13 protein-coding genes are annotated in these 16,135 nt (G+C 62.3%); all 13 read left to right on the top strand.

Features of this window, described 5'->3' with window-relative positions:
• The 13 genes from murG to M1E12_RS09985 all read left to right on the top strand — a co-directional run bounded on the left by murG (window position 1) and on the right by M1E12_RS09985 (window position 16,073).
• The gene (murG, locus tag M1E12_RS10045; protein ID WP_479564596.1) at window positions 1-1,122 is read left to right on the top strand and encodes an undecaprenyldiphospho-muramoylpentapeptide beta-N-acetylglucosaminyltransferase; all 1,122 of its coding nucleotides are present in this window, start codon (window positions 1-3) and stop codon (window positions 1,120-1,122) included.
• On the top strand, window positions 1,119-2,531 hold the full coding sequence (murC, locus tag M1E12_RS10040) for a UDP-N-acetylmuramate--L-alanine ligase (protein WP_479564595.1): 1,413 nt from the start codon (window positions 1,119-1,121) through the stop codon (window positions 2,529-2,531). Before murG ends, murC begins: the two co-directional genes overlap by 4 nt.
• On the top strand, window positions 2,532-3,512 hold the full coding sequence (murB, locus tag M1E12_RS10035; RefSeq protein WP_310242309.1) for a UDP-N-acetylmuramate dehydrogenase: 981 nt from the start codon (window positions 2,532-2,534) through the stop codon (window positions 3,510-3,512). It begins immediately after the preceding gene.
• Between the two features lie 60 nt (window positions 3,513-3,572).
• Window positions 3,573-4,427, top strand: coding sequence for a GGDEF domain-containing protein (locus M1E12_RS10030; protein ID WP_479564594.1), 855 nt, complete (start codon window positions 3,573-3,575; stop codon window positions 4,425-4,427).
• 205 nt (window positions 4,428-4,632) lie between these two features.
• Window positions 4,633-5,559: a D-alanine--D-alanine ligase gene (locus M1E12_RS10025; RefSeq protein WP_479564593.1), complete on the top strand. Its 927-nt coding sequence runs from the start codon at window positions 4,633-4,635 to the stop codon at window positions 5,557-5,559.
• Window positions 5,547-6,479, top strand: a complete 933-nt coding sequence (locus M1E12_RS10020) for a cell division protein FtsQ/DivIB (protein WP_479564592.1) — start codon at window positions 5,547-5,549, stop codon at window positions 6,477-6,479. The genes M1E12_RS10025 and M1E12_RS10020 overlap by 13 nt, the downstream gene beginning before the upstream one ends.
• A complete protein-coding gene (ftsA, locus tag M1E12_RS10015) occupies window positions 6,476-7,807 on the top strand; it encodes a cell division protein FtsA (protein WP_136543014.1) in 1,332 nt (443 codons plus the stop codon). Before M1E12_RS10020 ends, ftsA begins: the two co-directional genes overlap by 4 nt.
• A 96-nt stretch (window positions 7,808-7,903) precedes the next feature.
• Entirely contained in the window at window positions 7,904-9,649 is a 1,746-nt protein-coding gene (gene ftsZ / locus M1E12_RS10010) for a cell division protein FtsZ (RefSeq protein WP_479564591.1), read from the top strand.
• A 262-nt stretch (window positions 9,650-9,911) separates the two neighbouring features.
• Window positions 9,912-10,868: a UDP-3-O-acyl-N-acetylglucosamine deacetylase gene (gene lpxC / locus M1E12_RS10005; RefSeq protein WP_479564590.1), complete on the top strand. Its 957-nt coding sequence runs from the start codon at window positions 9,912-9,914 to the stop codon at window positions 10,866-10,868.
• Window positions 10,869-11,148: 280 nt separating this feature from the next.
• Window positions 11,149-11,955: an outer membrane protein assembly factor BamD gene (locus M1E12_RS10000; protein ID WP_374725483.1), complete on the top strand. Its 807-nt coding sequence runs from the start codon at window positions 11,149-11,151 to the stop codon at window positions 11,953-11,955.
• Window positions 11,956-11,989: 34 nt separating this feature from the next.
• Window positions 11,990-13,663: a DNA repair protein RecN gene (gene recN / locus M1E12_RS09995; protein WP_479564589.1), complete on the top strand. Its 1,674-nt coding sequence runs from the start codon at window positions 11,990-11,992 to the stop codon at window positions 13,661-13,663.
• A gap of 58 nt (window positions 13,664-13,721) precedes the next feature.
• The gene (cls, locus tag M1E12_RS09990) at window positions 13,722-15,170 is read left to right on the top strand and encodes a cardiolipin synthase (RefSeq protein ID WP_479564588.1); all 1,449 of its coding nucleotides are present in this window, start codon (window positions 13,722-13,724) and stop codon (window positions 15,168-15,170) included.
• 75 nt (window positions 15,171-15,245) lie between these two features.
• Window positions 15,246-16,073: an endonuclease/exonuclease/phosphatase family protein gene (locus M1E12_RS09985; protein ID WP_136543019.1), complete on the top strand. Its 828-nt coding sequence runs from the start codon at window positions 15,246-15,248 to the stop codon at window positions 16,071-16,073.
• Window positions 16,074-16,135 lie beyond the last annotated feature (62 nt).

The following is a 16,135-nucleotide window of genomic DNA, read 5'->3' as shown; positions in this document are numbered from 1 at the left end:
ATGAACAAGGGCATCGTCCTGCTCGCCGCTGGGGGAACCGGCGGCCATCTTTTTCCGGCCGAAGCGCTGGCGCATGAATTGAAGGCGCGGGGCTATGGCGTGCATCTGGTGACGGACCGGCGCGCGGAACGTTATGCAGGGAGCTTTCCGGCGGACGAAGTGCACACCGTCTCTTCGGCCACGATCGGTTCCAAGAACCCGATTTCTGTCATCAAGGCCTTTCTATCTCTTTGGCGTGGATATCGCGAGGCGCGTGCGCTTGTCTCCCGGCTGAAGCCGAAGGCCGTCATCGGTTTCGGTGGCTATCCGACCGTGCCGCCGGTTTTTGCAGCAGCCGGTCTCGGTGTTGCAACGGCTGTCCATGAGCAGAACGCCGTGATGGGACGGGCGAACAAGCTGCTGGCGTCCCGGGTGCGGGCGATTGCGGGCGGTTTCCTCTCGCCGAGCGGAGAGCATGCAGCCAAGATGGTGCTGACCGGCAACCCTGTCCGACCCGCCGTCATTGCGGCCTCGGCTCAGGCCTATATGCCGTCGACGGCCGGTGGCGCATTCAACCTCGTCGTGTTCGGCGGCAGCCAGGGCGCGCAGTTCTTCTCCGACGCCATTCCCGGTGCGATTAGGCTCCTGCCGGATGCCCTGCGCCAACGGCTCGTGGTGACGCAACAGGCGCGGCCCGAGGACCGTCAGAAGGTGATCGACAGCTATGCGACCCTCGGGATCCGCGCCGAAGTCGCCCCCTTCTTCACGGACATGGCGGAGCGGCTTGCCGCGGCGCATCTCGTCATCTGCCGCTCGGGTGCATCGACGGTCTCCGAGCTCGCCGTCATCGGGCGGCCAAGTATTCTCGTCCCCTATCCGCATGCGCTCGATCACGATCAGGCGGCGAATGCCGCAGCACTGGCTGCACAGGGTGGAGCGCAGGTGATCCCTCAGGCGGAGCTCTCGGCGGAGCGGATCGCCGACCTTCTGACCAAGGCGATGGAGGGGCCCGAACGGCTCGCGACCATGGCGGCTGCCGCGAAAAGCACGGGCAAGCCTGACGCTGCCGGCTTGCTCGCAGACCTCGTAGAGGCTATTGCCGCCGGCAAGGGCATTGCCCAGTCGAAGGGAGCCACACAATGAAAATGCCGAAATCCATCGGCCTCGTCCACTTCATCGGGATCGGCGGCATCGGGATGAGCGGGATCGCCGAGGTGCTGCACAATCTCGGACACAAGGTGCAGGGGTCTGACCAGGCCGAAAGCGCAAACGTCCAGCGTCTGCGCGCCAAGGGCATCGAAGTGTTCGTCGGCCACAAGGCGGAAAACCTTGGCGAGGCCGAGGTGGTTGTCGTTTCCACCGCGATCAAGAAGAACAATCCGGAGCTGATCGCCGCGCGCGAGAAGCTGTTGCCGATCGTCCGCCGCGCCGAAATGCTGGCCGAGCTCATGCGCTTCCGCAATGCGATCGCCATCGGGGGAACGCATGGCAAGACGACCACCACGTCGATGGTCGCGGCTCTGCTGGAGGCCGGCAATCTTGATCCGACCGTTATCAATGGCGGGATCATCAATGCCTATGGCACCAATGCGCGCATGGGCGAGGGCGAGTGGATGGTCGTCGAGGCGGACGAGTCCGACGGCACCTTCCTGAAGCTTCCTGCCGATGTCGCGATCGTCACCAATATCGATCCCGAGCATCTCGACCATTACGGCACCTTCGACAATGCACGGGCGGCCTTCCGCCAGTTCGTCGAGAACGTGCCGTTCTACGGGTTCGGCGTGATGTGTCTCGACCATCCGGAAGTGCAGGCGCTGGTGAGCAAGATCGAAGACCGGAAGGTCATCACCTATGGTGAGAACCCGCAGGCGGATGTGCGCTTCTCGAATGTGCGCCTCGATGGCACGCGCTCGATCTTCGACGTCGAAATCCGCCGTCGCCGCACTGGCCGGGTGTTCACCTTCAAGGATCTCGTGCTGCCCATGCCGGGCCGGCACAACATCTCCAATGCCTGTGCAGCGATTGCGGTCGCCAACCGGCTCGACATTTCGGAAGAGGCTATCCGCAAGGGACTCGCGGGCTTCGGCGGCGTCAAGCGCCGCTTTACGCTGACCGGCGCGTCGAACGGCGTGCAGGTGTTCGACGATTACGGGCACCACCCGGTCGAGATCAAGGCCGTGCTCAAGGCTGCGCGCGAGGCCTGCCAGGGACGGATCATTGCCGTCCATCAGCCGCATCGCTACTCGCGCCTTGCCAGCCTCTTCGATGATTTTGCTAACTGCTTCAACGATGCCGACACGATCTTCCTGTCGCCGGTCTATGCCGCCGGCGAGGATCCGATCGATGGCGTGGATTCGGAGACGCTGGTGTCACGCATCAAGTCGGGCGGGCATCGCGACGCGCGCTATCTCGCTGCGCCCGATCAGCTTGCCTCGCTCGTGGCGGGCATTGCACAACCGGGCGATTTCGTGGTCCTGTTGGGGGCCGGCAACATCACCCAGTGGGCTGCTGCCTTGCCGACGGAACTAGATGCAATTTCGGGAAAGTCTTGAATGAAACAGGTGGATGGGGAAAAGCTTCTGGCCTCGCTCGGCCCAGGGGTCAACGATCTCAAGGGGCGCCTGACGCCTGATGCGCCGATGGACCGGGTCACATGGTTTCAGGCCGGCGGCCTCGCCGAACTGATGTTCCAGCCGCATGACGTCGAGGACCTCACCAGCTTCCTGAAGCTGCTGCCGGAAGAGGTTCCGCTCACCGTCGTCGGCGTCGGATCGAACCTGCTCGTACGCGACGGTGGCATTCCCGGTGTTGTCATTCGTCTGTCGGCCAAGGGCTTCGGCCAGGTCGAGCTTGCCGGCGAGAACCGCATTCGTGCCGGCGCGATCTGCCCCGACAAGCACATCGCCGCCATGGCGATGGACAACAATATCGGCGGCTTCCATTTCTACTACGGCATTCCCGGCTCTATCGGCGGTGCTGTTCGTATGAATGCCGGCGCCAATGGCGGTGATACCGCCGGGCGGCTGGTCGAGGTCGAGGCCGTCGACCGCAAAGGCAATGTGCATGTCCTGTCGAATGCCGACATGGGCTACAGCTATCGTCACTCGGCAGCGCCCGAAGGACTGATCTTCACCAGCGCCGTGTTCGAAGGCTATCCGGAAGAGAAGGCCAAGATCCGCGCCGACATGGATGCCGTGCGTCATCACCGCGAGACGGTGCAGCCGGTGAAGGAGAAGACCGGCGGATCGACCTTCAAGAACCCGGAAGGGCACTCCGCCTGGGAGCTGATCGACGAGGCCGGTTGCCGTGGGCTGATGATCGGCGGGGCACAGATGTCGTCGCTTCACTGCAACTTCATGATCAATGTGGGCCATGCGACGGGCTACGACCTCGAATATCTCGGCGAAACCGTGCGCCAGAGAGTTTTCGAGACCTCCGGCATCAAGCTCGAATGGGAAATCAAGCGTCTCGGCATCTTCATGCCCGGTCGCGAGGTGAAGCCCTTCATGGGCGTGCTTCCGCCCGAAGCGTGATTGTGCCCTACGAAGTTTTAACACCATTCCGTTAGGCTCCCCGAAGGTTCGGGGAGTTTTATGTTTGATCTGGTGCATGTCTGGGTAATCCGGCAGCTCACGCTTGGCGAGTTTTCCTCGCGGCAGGCGGTGCTGTGGAAAGCTGCTGCTATGGCGGCCAAGATTGCCGTCTTTGCCTATGGCCTGAATGTCATCAGTCATTTCATTCTGGTTGCTCTCGGGCTGCTTCCCTATCCGCTGGTTCCGGCCCTGATCGTCGCGACCATGCTCACGCCGCCGGTGTCCTTCATCGTCGCCGTTATTGCCTATTCGGTCGTCGGCCTCGCAATCTATGATCTCGGCGTCTCGCGCCAGCGTTTCGAAATGTTGAGCCGAACGGACATGCTGTCGGGGCTGATGAACCGGCGCGCGTTTCTCGATGCGTTCGAGGCAGCACGCGGCCCGGTGGCCCTGATCCTGCTCGACATCGACCGGTTCAAATCGATCAACGACACGCTTGGCCACAAGGCGGGCGATGACGTCATCATCCAGACGGCAAAATGCCTGACGGACGTTCTAGGGCCCGATCAGGCGGTTGCCCGGATCGGCGGCGAGGAGTTTGCCGTCTTGGTGACCGGGCAGGGCACCGAGCGGGTGATGGAGATCGCTGAAGCGATCCGCTCCTCCGTCGAAGGCATGGGACTTGCGATCGCCGGCCGCTCCGTTTCGGTCTCCGTATCTGCCGGTGTCTCGCAAGGGGTGGCCGAACTCGGCTTCAGCGAGCTGTTTTCCGGCGCAGATCGCGCGCTTTATCTCGCCAAGGCTGCCGGTCGCAATCGAATCGTGCATGCGAGAGAGATCGCGGAAACGGCCCTCGGGGCTTCTGTTCCTGACAATGATCAGTTGCCGGCCGATCGCTCACGGCTCACGGCTTGAGCATCACTAGGGCGAAAATTAACCCGTCTTTACATCCATTTACGCCTGCTTCCTCAAGTCCTTGTTCGGCATCGAGGGCGGGTGGGGCGGTGCCCCGGTTAACGAAAGTAAACGGTTCATTAACCTTAATGTTGTTGAACTTGCCTCACAAGCCCGGAGCAAGCGGTGCGATTCCGGTCAGATTTTTAGAATTTGCGAGGCGTAGATGAGTGGCAAGCATGTCGCGGTATTGATGGGTGGATTGTCCTCCGAGCGGCCGGTCAGCTTGTCTTCGGGGAATGCCTGTGCTGCCGCGCTTGAGGCCGAGGGCTTCAAGGTTACCCGTGTTGACGTCGGTCGCGATATCGGCCGTGTTCTGGAGGAGTTGAAGCCCGACGTCGCCTTCAATGCGCTGCATGGCCCTTATGGCGAAGACGGCACGATCCAGGGTGTGCTCGAATATCTCGAAATTCCCTATACGCATTCCGGCGTCCTTGCCTCTGCGCTCGCCATGGACAAGAGGCAGGCAAAGATCGTTGCGGCCCAGGCGGGTATTCCGGTCGCCGAGGCCATGGTCATCAACCGCTTCGATATCGGCAACACCCATCCCATGGCGCCGCCCTATGTGGTGAAGCCTGTCCGCGAGGGCTCCAGCTTCGGCGTGGTGATCGTGCGCGAAGACATGGCGCATCCGCCGCAGATCCTGACTTCGAGCGAGTGGCGCTATGGCGATGTCGTCATGGTCGAGCGTTACGTAGCCGGCCGTGAGCTGACCTGCGGCGTCATGGATGGAAAGGTTCTCGGCGTAACCGAGATCGTGCCGCTGGGTCACAGCTTCTACGACTACGACTCCAAGTATGCTGCGGGCGGTTCGCAGCACGTACTTCCGGCAGAAATTTCACCGAAAATTTACCAAAAAATACAATCATTAGCCCTCAAGGCACACCAGGCGCTCGGGTGTCGCGGAGTGAGTCGTTCAGACTTCCGTTACGACGATCGCTTCTCCGAGGATGGCGATCTGATTTGGCTGGAGCTCAACAACCAGCCGGGCATGACCCCCACCTCGTTGCTGCCGGAAATGGCTGCCCATGCGGGCTACAGCTTTGGTGAGTTTTTACGTTGGATGGTGGAGGACGCTTCTTGTTCTCGTTGAGCGGTAACAAAATGGCTGAGATTTCGGGTCTGCTTCCGACTTCGCCGCTCGCCTCTTCGGAGGCCAAGGTGCTTCCGCGCCCCCTGCGCCGCATCGTTCGTTTCGTGATCAGCCTGTGCTCCGGGCGTATCGCCATTCCGCGGCACCTCGGCAAGGTCAGTCTTGCCGGCTTCTACGGTCTGGTTGCGCTGCATGGCGTGGTTGTTGGTGGTCATGGTCCGGTCGTCATGCAGGGCCTGACGGCTTCTGCTGGTTTTGCTGTCGAGGATGTTCGCGTCTCCGGCAATCAGCACACGTCCGAAATCGATATCCTGCAGCTTCTCGGTCTCGACGGCTCCACGAGCCTGCTCGGCCTCGATATTGCGGCTGCCCGTGCCGCCCTGGCTGAGCTCCCCTGGGTCGAATCGGCCGAGGTGCGCAAGGTCTATCCGTCGACCGTCGAGGTGACTCTGCGTGAGCGTCAGGCCTATGGGATCTGGCAGCATGGCAATGATCTCTCGCTGATCGAGCGGTCGGGTTCGGTGATTGCACCGCTGCGCGACAACAAGTTTGCCTCGCTTCCGCTCTTTGTCGGTCGCGATGCCGAGACGGCGGCTGCTTCGATCGATGAAGAGTTTTCGAACTGGCCGGCGATTGCCTCCCGGGTGAAGGCTTTCGTTCGCGTTGGCGGTCGCCGCTGGGATGTGCATCTGGACAACGGCATCATCGTCCGTCTGCCGGAAGAGAATGTCGCGGGCGCGCTGGCGCTTCTCAATCGCTTCGATGCCGAGCAGCAGGTTCTGTCGCGGGATGTGGCGCTCGTTGATCTGCGTCTCCCCGACCGTGTCACCATTCGCCTGACGCCTGGTGCGCAGGAGCGTCGTACCGCGGCTCTTGAAGAGCGCCGCAAAGCCCTCAAGAAGCTGGAGCAGAAGATATGAGCATCTTTGGTGGCTCTTCTTTCGGTCTCCCGCGCGCCAAGCCGCTGTCGTCCAAGCGGGCGCATGTCGTTTCGGTGCTTGATATCGGCTCGACCAAGGTTGTCTGCATCATTGCCCGGCTGACGCCGCGCCGTGAATCCGCGGTGCTGCCGGGGCGCACCCACAATGTCGAGGTCATCGGCCTCGGTCACCAGCGTTCGCATGGCATCAAGTCCGGCGTCATTGCCGATCTGGATGCCGTTGAAAACGTCGTTCGCCTTGCCGTCGACGCTGCCGAGCGCATGGCTGGCCTGACGGTTGAAAGCCTGATCGTCAACGTGTCTGCGGGCCGCATCGGTTCCGACGTCTACACCGCGACCATCGATCTCGGTGGCCAGGAAGTCGAATCGGGTGATCTCCGCAAGGTGCTGATCGCTGCCGGCCAGCAGTCGCAGGGAAGCGACCGCGCCGTGCTGCATTCGCTGCCCACGGGCTTTTCGCTTGACGGAGAGCGGGGAATCCGTGATCCACTTGGAATGTATGGCGATGTTCTCGGCGTCGACATGCACGTGGTCACGGCCGAACGGGCAGCGCTCCGCAATCTGGAGCTCTGCATCAACCGCGCTCACCTGACCGTCGAAGGCGTGGTTGCCACGCCTTATGCCAGTGGTCTTGCTGCCCTGGTCGACGACGAGGTGGAGCTGGGTTGCGCGGCGATCGACATGGGTGGTGGTATGACCACCATCTCGGTCTTCGCGGAAGGCAAGTTGATCCATACGGACGCCATCGGGATCGGCGGTCACCATGTGACGACCGATCTGGCGCGCGGGCTTTCCACCCGTATCGAGGATGCAGAACGTCTGAAGGTCGTTCACGGTTCGGCTGTCGCTAACGGCGCCGATGATCGCGAAGTCGTGTCCGTCCCGCCGATCGGCGAGGATGATCGCGATCAGCCGACCCAGGTGTCGAAGGCGCTTCTGACCCGGATCATCAGCGCACGCATCGAGGAAACCCTCGAAATGCTGCGCGACCGGATCCAGAAGTCGGGCTTCTCGCCGGTCGTCGGCAAGCGCGTCGTTTTGACGGGTGGCGCCTGCCAGCTGACCGGCATGCCGGAGGCGGCGCGCCGCATTCTGGCCCGGAACGTGCGTATCGGTCGTCCGATGGGTGTGTCGGGTCTGCCGGCTGCCGCCAAGGGACCGGCCTTCTCCACGGCCGTTGGCCTGACGATCTATCCGCAGATGGCGGATCAGGAAACACATGCCGGGCAGGGCGGGTTGTTCTCGCCCTTCGGCAACGGAAACAGCCGCTTCGCCCGCATGGGGCAATGGCTGAAAGAGAGTTTTTGAGTTTACCCGGCCGGACACAAGCTTCGGCCAAGGGAAATCTGTTGAAATGACATGGCCGGCTTGGCGATGCGGCCGGAAAAAGAAGGAACGGGTACCATGACCATCAAGCTGCAGAAGCCAGACATTACTGAGCTGAAGCCCCGCATCACCGTCTTCGGTGTCGGTGGCGGTGGCGGCAATGCCGTCAACAACATGATCACCGCTGGTCTGCAGGGCGTCGATTTCGTCGTCGCCAACACGGATGCCCAGGCGCTGACCATGACCAAGGCCGAGCGCATCATCCAGCTCGGCGTCAACGTCACGGAAGGCCTCGGCGCCGGTTCGCAGCCGGAAGTCGGTCGCGCCGCCGCTGAGGAGTGCATCGACGAGATCATCGATCACCTGAACGGTACCCACATGTGCTTCGTCACCGCCGGCATGGGTGGTGGTACCGGCACCGGTGCTGCTCCTGTCGTCGCCCAGGCGGCCCGCAACAAGGGTATCCTGACCGTCGGCGTCGTCACCAAGCCGTTCCACTTCGAAGGCGCTCGCCGCATGCGTCTGGCCGAGCAGGGCATCGAGGAGCTGCAGAAGTCGGTCGATACGCTGATCGTCATCCCGAACCAGAACCTCTTCCGCATCGCCAACGACCGCACGACCTTTGCCGACGCTTTCGCGATGGCCGACCAGGTTCTGTATTCCGGCGTTGCCTGCATCACCGACCTGATGGTCAAGGAAGGCCTGATCAACCTCGACTTCGCGGACGTTCGCTCCGTGATGCGCGAGATGGGACGCGCCATGATGGGAACCGGCGAAGCTTCGGGCGAAGGTCGCGCAATGCAGGCTGCTGAAGCCGCAATCGCCAATCCGCTGCTCGACGAAACTTCGATGAAGGGCGCTCAGGGCCTGCTGATCTCGATCACCGGCGGCCGTGACCTGACCCTCTTTGAAGTCGACGAAGCTGCGACCCGCATTCGCGAAGAAGTCGATCCGGATGCCAACATCATCCTCGGCGCCACCTTCGATGAAGCACTTGAAGGCATCATTCGCGTCTCCGTCGTTGCCACTGGCATCGACCGCGCTGCTCTTGCCTCCAAGGGCTTTGAAGCCGCTCCGCTGGCAAAGCCCGCTATGCGTTCTTCCGCGGCCGTTGCTCCGGCACCGGCCGCATATCAGCCTGCAATGACGCAGGCCCCCAAGCCGACCATGGATCCGGTCGCAGACACCATCCGTTCGGCTGAAGCAGCCATGGAACGGGAACTCGAAATCGCCGTCGCCCGTCAGCCGGTGAGCCAGCCGCAGCCTGCTCCGCAGCAGGAATTCCGTCCGGCCAGCCGTCTGTTCGCTTCGCCGGCTCCGGAAGCAGCCCCTGCGCCGCAGATGGTCCAGCCGGTCGCTCCGCCCCCGGTCATGGGCCAGCCGGCACCGGTTATGCAGCAGCCGGCTCCGGTCATGCAGGCGCCTGTCGCGCCGGCACCGATGGCAGCCGAGCCCCGCATGGCCGCTGAACCGGTCCGCATGCCGAAGGTTGAAGACTTCCCGCCGGTGCTGCGCGCCGAAATCGATCACCGCGCCCAGCCGGCAGCGCCTGCCGCCCAGGACGAGCGTGGCCCGATGGGTCTTCTGAAGCGCATCACCAACTCGCTGGGCCGTCAGGCCGACGAGGAGCCGGTGATGGGTGACATGACCGGTTCTGCGCCGGCTGCTCCTTCGCAGCAGCGCCGTCCGCTCTCGGCTGAAGCCAGCCTCTACGCTCCGCGTCGCGGCCAGCTGGATGATCACGGTCGTGCAACGCCGGCACGTGCTGGCAGCGAAGACGACCAGCTCGAGATCCCGGCCTTCCTGCGTCGTCAGACGAGCTAAGACTGGATCAGACCTGCTTTGGAAACCCGGGTTGAAAGACCCGGGTTTTCTGTATTTCACGAACTGTTTCAGTTCGTGAAATTCTTGATGTTAATCAATGGGCTGGCTTCGTTACAGCGCGAAAGAATCAGTGATTTGGCTGGAGGGGCGGGGCCACGTATGTATGAGATCGAAACAGGGCTCTCCTTGAGTCTTCGACACGCATTAGCGACGGGAAGTTTCAGATCCACCGCCTCGTCGCTTCATCATTAAGGCTATCGGAATGGCAATTGCTTTGCTCGGATTTCAGACCACGATCGCAGCGCCGCTCACGCTGACTGGGATCGGGGTTCATTCCGGTCGAGACGTCAGCATCACCTTCCAGCCGGCGGAAGCCGGAACGGGCGTCGTGTTCCAGCGTCAGCATGACGATGGTTCGGTGAGCGAGTACCGCGCCGTTTCCGCACACGTCGGCAATACCGATCTCTGCACGGTTCTCGGAACCAATCCCGCCCGCTCGATCGCCACCATCGAACACGTCATGGCAGCGCTTTATGCGCTTGGCCTCGACAATGTCATCGTCGAAGTCGATGGCGCCGAGATGCCGATCATGGATGGCAGCTCCGAGGTGTTCATCGAGGCGATCGAACAGGTCGGCATCACCAATCTCGGCGTCAAGCGCCGCTACATTCGCGTGACCAAGCCGGTGCGGATCGAATCGGGTGCCTCCTGGTCGGAATTCCGCCCCTACGATGGCACACGCTTCGAAGTCGAGATCGACTTCGACAGCAAGCTGATTGGCCGGCAGAAGTGGGAAGGCGATCTGACAGCCGAAACCTTCAAGACAGAATTGTCGCGGGCGCGCACCTTCGGCTTCATGCGTGATGTCGAGCGCCTGTGGGCCGCTGGCTTTGCGCTGGGCTCGTCGCTCGAGAACTCCGTCGTCATCTCCGACGACGATACCGTGATCAATGTCGAAGGCCTGCGCTACGAGAAGGACGAGTTCGTCCGTCACAAGACGCTGGATGCCGTGGGCGACCTGGCGCTGGCGGGTGCGCAGTTCATCGGCTGCTACCGTTCCTATCGCGGCGGTCACAAGATGAATGCCAACGCGTTGAAGGCGCTGCTCAGCGACCCGACGGCCTATGAGGTCGTGGAAGCGCCGAGCCGCAGCTATCAGGTTCGTGCCCGTGAGTTCGTTCCGGTCCAGGTTCCGGAATTCGCTCCCTGGTCGGCCTAACCGCCAGTTCCTGAAACAGAATCCGAACGCCGGCCTTCATCGAGGTCGGCGTTTTTGCAAGGTGCGGAAAGAGGCGGGCACAAGCGGCACTTTCTGGGCGGCCCGCCACAAAAATGCGTTAAAGTCACATCACTGCGTTGCCCTAGTGCCGCTTTTGTGGCTAGAAACGCCAGTTGAAGGCGACGGTTTTTCAAGCGGCGCTGCAATCGGGATCTTTCGAATGAATCAAGTGGGATCGGTCGTTGTGAAGAAAGCCGCGCGTATTGCAGGCCTGTGTGTGATGATGTCCGTGGGCGCCGTGCTCGCCGGATGCCAGTCGGACCCGGATATCGACATCAGCAAGCTCGCTGCCGAGACCGAGCCGCCGGAAGTGCTCTACAATCAGGGCCTTGCCAACATCAAGGCCGGCAACATGAGCGAAGCCTCGCGCAAGTTCGATGCCGTCGATGCCCAGCATCCGTTCTCGGAATGGTCGCGCAAGGCACTCGTGATGAGCACCTTCACGAAGTATCGCCTCGGCCGCTATGCGGATGCGATCTCCACCGGCAACCGCTATATGAGCCTTTACCCGAAGTCTGAAGACGCTGCCTATGCGCAGTATCTGGTCGGTCTTTCCTACTGGAAGCAGATTTCGAGCGTGACGCAGGATCAGCGCAACTCGGTCAAGACGATCGAAGCGATGCAGCGCGTCGTCAACGAATTCCCCGATTCGGAATATGTCGACGACGCACAGGCGAAGATCCGCTTTGCGCGCGACCAGCTCGCCGGCAAGGAGATGCAGGTCGGTCGCTACTATCTGGAGCGCAAGGAATATCTTGCCGCCGTCTCGCGCTTCCGCGTCGTGGTCGAGCAGTATCCCAACACCAACCAGATCGAAGAGGCGCTGGCGCGTCTGGTCGAAGCCTATTACGCCATGGGCGTCGTCTCGGAAGCACAGGCGGCGGCCGCCGTTCTCGGCCACAACTATCCGGACAGCCAGTGGTATGCCGATAGTTATGCGCTGCTGCAGCGGGGTGGGGTCGAGCCGCGTGAAAACAGCGGGTCCTGGATCACCCGTGCTGGCCGCAGGCTGCTGATCGGGACCTGACAAGTCTAATCTGACGAAGTGAGAATCTGAGCCCATGCTGGTCCAGCTGTCGATCCGCGATATCGTTCTGATCGAGCGGCTGGATCTTGCATTCGAAACGGGCCTTTCCGTGCTGACCGGCGAGACCGGTGCCGGCAAATCCATCCTGCTGGACAGTCTGTCGCTCGCCCTTGGGGGACGCGGTGACGGGTCGCTTGTTCGCCACGGCGAGGACAAGGGGCAGGTGACAGCCGTCTTCGACGTCGACAACAGCCATGCGGCGCGAACCCTGCTCAAGGGCAACGGCGTCGACGACGACGGCGATCTTATCTTCCGCCGCGTCCAGTCGGCTGATGGCCGCACGCGCGCTTACATCAACGACCAGCCAGTCAGCGTCCAATTGATGCGCCAGGTCGGACAGTTGCTGGTCGAGATCCACGGCCAACATGACGACCGCGCCCTGATCGACACCAATGCACACCGGATGCTGCTCGATGCCTTCGCAGGCCTGACCGACGAGGCCGTCGATCTCGGCGAAAGCTATCGTCGCTGGCGCGATGCCGAGCGATCCTTCAAGGCGCACAAGGCCAAGGTTGAGGCTGCCGCGCGTGAGGCCGATTATCTGCGGGCTTCGGTCGAGGAATTGGAAGGTCTGTCGCCGCTCGATGGCGAGGAGGATGAACTTGCCGAGCGCCGCTCTGCCATGCAGAAGTCCGAACGCATTGCAGGCGACATCGCCGAGGCTTCGGAGTTCCTGAACGGCAATGCCTCGCCGGTCCCTCATATTGCTTCGCTGATGCGCCGTCTTGAGCGCAAGAGCCAGGAAGCGCCGGGATTGCTGGAAGAGACCGTGCAACTCCTGGGAACGGCGCTCGACACCTTGTCTGCGGCTCAAATGGAAGTCGAATCGGCCCTGCGGCGGACGGAGTTTGATCCGCGCGAGCTGGAACGCGTCGAAGAGCGGCTGTTCGCGTTGAGAGCGGCCGGACGCAAGTATTCGGTCGCCGTCGCCGATCTGCCGGCACTTGCAGAAAAGATGGTGGCGGATCTCGCTGATCTCGATGCCGGCGAAGAGCGTCTCGGCCAGCTGGAAGCGGCCGTGCGCGAGACCAAGGCGCATTACGATCATCTGGCTCACCAGTTGTCTGCCAAGCGCCAGAACGCCGCGCAGACGCTTGCCGATGCCGTGATGCAGGAGCTGCCGGCGCTGAAACTCGAGCGAGCGCGGTTCATGGTGGAAGTGGCAGCCGATCCTGACAACGCGACGGCTGACGGCATCGACACGGTCGAATTCCACGTCCAGACCAATCCCGGCACGCGTCCAGGCCCGATCATGAAGGTTGCATCCGGGGGCGAGCTCTCGCGTTTCCTCCTGGCCCTCAAGGTGGCGCTGGCCGATCGTGGGTCCGCACCAACGCTCGTCTTCGATGAAATCGACACCGGCGTCGGCGGCGCCGTGGCCGATGCAATCGGACAGCGGCTGAAGCGGCTCTCGGCCAAGGTCCAGGTGCTGTCCGTCACCCATGCGCCCCAGGTTGCCGCCCGCGCCTCGACCCATTTCCTGATCTCGAAAGGCCCGACCGGCGATGCCGGCGACAAGATCGCGACACGCGTTGCGATCATGGAGCCGGAGCACCGCAAGGAAGAGATCGCCCGTATGCTCGCCGGCGCCTCCGTGACCGACGAAGCGCGTGCTGCCGCCGCCAAGCTTCTGGCAGCCGGGGAGTGATCCCCATCACCCCCTTACCGGTTGCTCTTCCTGCTGAAACCTGTTTGGCTGGCTTGCCATGCTCGAATTGATCCAGATCTACTGGGCCGAGACCCTTGCCGTCATGTCCGTGGTGTTCGGCACGGTCGCGGCAGTGCATGCGGCAATGACCAAACGCGAGGTCCGGTCGGCGCTGGGCTGGGTCGGCATCATCATCCTCTCCCCACTCGTCGGCGCCATGATCTACGCGGTTGCCGGGATCAACCGCATCCGGCGGGCGACGCTCATCTCGCGGCGCGCCCTCGAGCTGGATGAGATCTGGCGGCACCTCTCGCGCTACAGCATCGGCGAGGACGAAATTGCCGACAGGTTCGGCCGCCGGTTCGGGCAGATGTTGCAGCTGGGCGAAAAGGTCACGCGGCACCCGCTCTCCTCGGGCAACACGATCACCATGTTGTCCACCGGCGACGAGACCTTCGATGCTATGTGCGAAGCGATCGAGGGTGCCGAGCGGAGCATCATTCTCGAAACCTATATCTTCGATCGGGATGCCGTTGGGCGCCGGATCGCGGATTGCCTGATCGCCGCGCATCAGCGTGGCGTCGAGGTGCGCGTCATCGTCGACGCCGTCGGAGCCCGCTACAGCGTGCCCAGCATCATCGGCTATCTGGAGGAGGGCGGCGTGCCCGTCGCCACCTTCAACGGGCAGGTCATCATCGGTCTCCGGCTGCCTTATGCCAATCTGCGCACCCACCGGAAGATCCTCGTGGTGGATGGCACGGTTGGCTTCATCGGTGGGATGAATATCCGTGCGGCCTTTACCGGTCCTGATGGTGCGCGTGACACCCACTTCAAGGTAAGCGGTCCCGTCGTTGCGGATATCCTCGCCGTTGCAGCGGAAGACTGGCATTTCGAGACGGGCGAGGTGTTGCTGGGGCCTGTCTGGCATGTCCAACTCGACGGCGTCGTGCCCGGAACGGGAACGGCCATCCGAGCGGTGGTGTCAGGTCCAGACTCCCATATCGAAACCAATCACAAGCTGCTCCTCGGCGCCTTCTCTGTTGCCGAGAAATCGATCCGCATCGTTTCACCCTATTTCCTGCCGGACACGACTTTCATCGCGGCCTTGAATACCGCGGCTCGCCGTGGCGTTCAGGTCGATGTCCTCGTGCCGTCTCAGAACAATCTCGCGATCGTCGCGCGGGCGATGATGGGACAGTTCGACCAGATTTTGCGGGACGGCTGTCGCGTCCATCTGTCGAGTGGCTCGTTTGACCACTCCAAGCTGATGGTGATCGATGGCCAGTGGTGCTTCATCGGTTCCTCGAACCTTGATTCGCGTTCGCTGCGATTGAACTTCGAGATAGACTTGGAAGTTTACGATCGGGTGCTGGCCGAACAGATAGAGCGTCGCATTGACCAGAGCCTGGCGAATGCCGAAGAGCTGACCTTGCAGGATTTGAAGTCGCGTTCTTTGCTCAACCGGCTGATCGACCGCTTGTTCTGGCTCGGATCGCCCTATCTTTGAATATAGGCGGCCGGCCATCGGTTGCCTTCGCCACGATCGGCCTCAGGCCCCATGACGACGGATGCAACTGGTTTGATGAAGAAGACAAAACCCAGCCTCGCCCGGACGATGTTGACCTCGATACGCAACCGCAAAGGGCGTCCGGACGAGCGCATCACGTCTGAAACCGCCGATGGCGTGATGACGGTTGCCTCCTACAATGTCCATAAATGCGTCGGCGTCGATGGGCGCTTCGATCCGGAGCGGATCATCGACGTGATCCAGGAAATCCGTCCCGATGTGATTGCCTTGCAGGAAGCCGACCAGCGGTTCGGCGAGCGATCCGGACTGCTCGATCTCAACCGGCTGCGGCTCGAAACCGGGCTCCTGCCGGTGCCCGTGGTCGCGGGGCCAAAATCGCATGGCTGGCGTGGCAATGTGCTGCTGTTTCGAGAAGGGATTGTCCGGGACGTGCATCAGGTGGCGCTGCCGGGACTCGAGCCGCGGGGCGCGCTGGTGGCGGAGATCGATCTCGAGGGCAGGGCAGGGCTGCGCGTCATCGCGGCGCATCTCGGGCTTCTGCGCTGGGCGCGGCGCCAGCAGGCCGACGTGATCCTCGAACTCTTGCAGCGGCGCGCAGAGCGACCGACACTTTTGATGGGGGACTTCAACGAGTGGCGGCTGGGGCCGGGCTCGGCGCTGACCCGCCTGGAGCCGGTCTTCGGGCCGCTTCCGCCGCCGCTTCCGAGCTTTCCGGCGCGGCTGCCGGTTCTCTCTCTCGATCGGATCATGGCGAACAGGGTCGGACTGATCGCCGATCTCAGCGTACATGATACGCCGCTGGCGAGGCTTGCTTCCGACCACCTGCCGCTGACAGCTCGGATCGATCTCAGCAAGGTCTCGTTGAGCAAGGTCGAGGACTGATCGCACGCTCTTTTCATTCGCCGAATTTCCGCTAAACCCGACAGGAGATTCCGGAGGTTGCC

This window comes from Rhizobium sp. K33 (assembly GCF_056501445.1).
The sequence above is the reverse complement of the archived record's forward strand: the minus strand, read 5'-3'. Positions and strand labels throughout refer to the sequence as shown.